This is a genomic window from Streptomyces sp. SA15 (genome assembly GCF_002291145.1).
Classification (GTDB): domain Bacteria; phylum Actinomycetota; class Actinomycetes; order Streptomycetales; family Streptomycetaceae; genus Streptomyces.
This window is the reverse complement of the sequence record NZ_NTGE01000051.1, coordinates 1-4,386: the sequence shown is the minus strand read 5'-3', so window position 1 is coordinate 4,386 and position 4,386 is coordinate 1. Positions and strand designations below refer to the sequence as shown.

At 75.5% G+C, this 4,386-nt stretch carries 1 protein-coding gene; it reads right to left on the bottom strand.

From position 1 onward, the window contains the following. On the bottom strand, positions 1-4,386 hold a 4,386-nt coding region (locus CLM62_RS09275), incomplete at both ends, for a type I polyketide synthase (protein ID WP_143658987.1).

Sequence of the window (4,386 nt, the reverse complement as noted above, 5' to 3'; positions counted from 1 at the left end):
GCGGATCGCGACCCGGGGCTCGGCACATCGCAGCGCGGCCCCGAACGCCGCCCGGGACTCGCCGTGCCCGTCCAGGTCGACCAGCGCCAGGCGCTCCGGGTTCTCGGTCTGGGCCGAGGTCACCAGACCCCAGCTCGCCGCGTTGCCGAGGTCGGTGACGTCCTCGCCGTCGCCCGCGGCGACCGCGCCGGAGGTCACGAACACCAGGCGTGAGCCGGCGAACCGGTCGTCGGCGAGCCAGGCGCGCAGGCACTGGAGCGTCTCCCCCGCCGCCGCGTGCGCCGCCGCCGCGGGATCGTCCGCCGCCCCGGGCACCAGGCAGCGGACCACGATGTCCGGGACCGGGCCGTCGGCGGCCAGCTCGTCCAGGTCGGATACCACCGGCACGCTCGCGGCCGCACCGGCCAGCCCGAACGGGTCGTCACCGACGATCGCGTACGACCCGGCCGGCTCGCCGTCCTCGGCCTCGGCGGGCACGACGGCCCAGTCGAGATGGAGCAGCGCCTCCTCCAGCGCGGCGTCCGCCGGCCGGCCCAGGGCGGCGGGCCGGGTCACCAGCGACCGCACCGACACCACCGGTTGTCCGGCCTCGTCGGTGAGCAGCACGGCGAGGTGCTCGCCGGACGGGATCAGCCGCACCCGCGCCGTGGTCGCCCCCGTCGCGTACAGGTGCACCCCGGTCCAGGAGAACGGCAGCCGCACCCCCGTGTCCGGATCCGCGGCGAACGCCATGGCGTGCAGAGCGGCGTCCAGCAGCGCGGGGTGAACGCCGTAGCGCGCCGCCTCCTCCCGCTCGGACTCCGGCAGCCGGATCTCGGCGAACAGCTCCTCGCCGCGCCGCCAGACCGCGTGCAGGCCCTGGAAGGCCGGGCCGTAGTGGTAGCCCGCCTCGGCGAGGTGGTCGTAGACGCCGTCCGCCTCCACCCGCTCCGCCCCGGCCGGCGGCCAGGCCGTGTCGGGCGAGGGCTCCTCGGCCGTCTCCTGGGTCAGGGAGCCGGACGCGTGCAGCACCCAGCCGCCCTCGCCGGTACGGGAGTGCACGGTGACCGTGGAGCGGCCCGAATCGCCGTCCGGTGCGGCCCGGACCTGCACTGTGACCTCGTCCAGGGCACCGGCCGGCAACAACAGCGGCGCGTGCAGGGTGAGTTCCTCCAGGTGGGGCCGGCCCAGCTGGTCGCCCGCCCGGATCGCCAGATCCACGAAGGCGGTGCCCGGCAGCAGGGCCGTGCCCGAGACGGCGTGGTCGAGCAGCCAGGGGTGGGTACGCCCGGAGAGCCTGCCGGTGAGCAGCACACCCTCGCCGCCCGCCAACGCCACGGCCGCGCCCAGCAGCGGGTGGTCCGCCGCCTCGAGCCCCGTCGCGGTCAGATCGCCCGCGCCGCGGCGGGACTCCAGCCAGAACCTCCGGCGCTGGAAGGCGTAGGTCGGCAGGTCCACCGGCGGCCGGGCGCCGGATGCGGCGAGCACCGGCGACCAGTCGACCTCGACGCCCAGCACGCCCAGTTCGGCCACCGAGGTGCGCAGGCGCCGTGCGCCGCCGTCGTCCCTGCGCAGCGAACCCACCGCCACCGCTGCTCGTCCCGCCGCGTCGATGGTGTCCTGGACCGAGGGCACGAGCACCGGGTGCGGACTGATCTCCGCGAAGACCGTGCAGCCCTGGTCGAGCGCAGCGCGCGTCGCCGCCTCGAACTCCACGGTATGGCGCAGGTTGCGGTACCAGTACCCGGCGTCCAGCTCCGCGGTGTCCAACGGGGCGCCGGTGAGGGTCGAGAAGAACGGTACGGTCGTCGAGCGCGGCGTGATCCCCGTCAGCGCGGCGGCCAGATCGGCCTCGATCGCCTCCACCTGAGCGGTGTGCGAGGCGTAGTCCACCGGGATGCGCCGGGCCCGTACGCCGTCGTCGTCGCACCGCGCGAGCAGCTCGTCGAGCGCGTCGGGCTCGCCCGCCACCACCGTGCTGGCCGGCCCGTTGACGGAGGCCACCGAAATCCGCCCCGGCCACCCGGCGATCAGCTCCCGGGCCGCCGCCGCGGGCAGCGCCAGTGACACCATCCCGCCCCGCCCGGCCAGCGCCGACCCGATCGCCTCGGCCCGCAGCGCGACGACCCGGGCACCGTCGTCGAGATCCAGGGCCCCGCAGACACAGGCGGCGGCGATCTCGCCCTGCGAGTGGCCGATCACGGCCTCCGGTTCGACGCCGTACGCACGCCACAGCGCGGCCAGCGACACCATCACCGCCCACAACGCCGGCTGCACCACGTCCACCCGGTCCCACGGTGGTGTGCCCGGCTCCTGTCCCAGCACGGCGAGCAGTGACCAGTCGACGTACGGGCTCAGCGCCCGCTCGCACTCCAGCATCCGGTCCCGGAAGACCGGCTCGGAGCCGAGCAGCTCCGCCGCCATCCCCGCCCACTGCGCTCCCTGACCGGGGAAGACGAAGACGACGCGGCTCTCGCCGAGCACCGAACCCGTCACCAGGCCGGGCGGCAGCGCCGCGTCCGGCTCCTCGGCCAGGCGCGCCAGCCCGGCCGCACCCGCCAGCAGTTCCTCCCGGTCGCCGCCCAGCACCACCGCACGGTGGGGCAGCCGTGCCCTGCCCGTCAGGGCGCCGGCGACGTCCACCGGGGACAGCTCGGGACGCTCCGTGACATGGGCGACGAGGCGTTCGGCCTGGGCGTGCAGCGCGGTCCGGCTGTGCGCGGAGAGCACCCAGGGCAGCACCCCGCCCGCGACCGGCCCGGAAGGCTCCGCCGGCTCCTCGGCCGGCGGCTGTTCGAGAATGACGTGGGCGTTGGTGCCGCTGATTCCGAACGAGGACACCCCGGCCCGGCGCGGACGGTCCGTGTCCGGCCACGGCTGCTGCTCGGTGAGCAGCTCCACCGTGCCCGGGGACCAGTCCACCTCGGGTGTCGGCTCGTCCACGTGCAGGGTCCTGGGCAGCACGCCGTGCCGCATGGCCATGACCATCTTGATGATGCCCGCAGCACCGGCCGCCGCCTGCGTGTGCCCCAGGTTGGACTTGACCGAGCCCAGCCACAGCGGCTGTTCGGCGGTCCGTGCCCGGCCATAGGTCGCCAGCAGCGCCTGCGCCTCGATCGGGTCGCCCAGGGTGGTGCCCGTGCCGTGCGCCTCCACGGCGTCGACGTCCGGGAAGCCGAGCCGCGCCGCGGCGAGCGCCTGCTCGATCACCCGCTGCTGGGCGGGGCCGTTGGGCGCGGTCAGCCCGTTGGAGGCGCCGTCCTGGTTGACCGCGCTGCCGCGGACCACGGCCAGCACCGGATGGCCGTTGCGGCGCGCGTCCGACAGCCGCTCGACCAGCAGCAGACCGGCGCCCTCCCCCCAGCCCGTGCCGCCCGCGCCCGCGGCGAAGGACCGGCAGCGGCCGTCGGGGGACAGCCCGCCCTGCCGGGACAGCTCCACGAACACCCCGGGGGTGGACATGACGGTCACGCCACCGGCCAGCGCCAGGTCGCACTCCCCGCCGCGCAGCGCCTGCATCGCCAGATGCAGGGCCACAAGGGAGGAGGAGCACGCCGTGTCGAGGGTGACCGCGGGACCTTCCAGGCCCAGCGTGAACGCGATACGGCCCGAGGCCACGCTGCCCGCCGAGCCGGTCCCGATGAGCCCCTCGACCTCCTCGGGCAGCCCGTCGCGGCCGGCACCGTAGTCGTGGTACATCACGCCGGCGAACACCCCGGTCCGACTGCCGCGCAGCCGGCGCGGATCGATGCCGGCCCGTTCCAGTGCCTCCCACGAGGTCTCCAGCAGCAGCCGCTGCTGCGGATCCATGGCCAGTGCCTCGCGGGGCGAGATGCCGAAGAACTCCGGGTCGAACTCGGCCGCGTCGAGCAGGAATCCGCCCTCCCGCACATACGACGTGCCCGGCCTGGTCCCCTCCGGGTCGTAGAGCTCCTCCACGTCCCAGCCGCGGTCGTCGGGCATGCCGGCGATCGCGTCCCGGCCGGTCGCGACCAGGTCCCACAGCTCCTCCGGCGTGGCCACCCCGCCGGGGTAGCGGCAGGCCATGCCGACGATGGCGATCGGCTCCGCGGACTCGACGCCGGCCGGCCGCGGTACGTCCACCACAGGTCCGTGGCCGATCAGCTCGCCCAGCAGGAAGTCCACCACCGCCGACGGCGTCGGATGGTCGAAGACCAAGGTGGCGGGCAGCCTCAGCCCGGTCGCGGCGCCCACCGCGTTGCGCAGCTCGATGGCGGCCAGCGAGTCGAAACCCAGCTCCCGGAAGGTCCGCTTCGCGTCCAGCGCGTCGGGCGTGGCATGGCCCAGCGCGGTCGCCGCGCTCGAGCGGACCAGGTCCAGCAGGACCCGCGCGCGTTCCGGCTCCGGCACCTCCCGCAGCCGGGCCGCGAACGCCGAACCCGCACC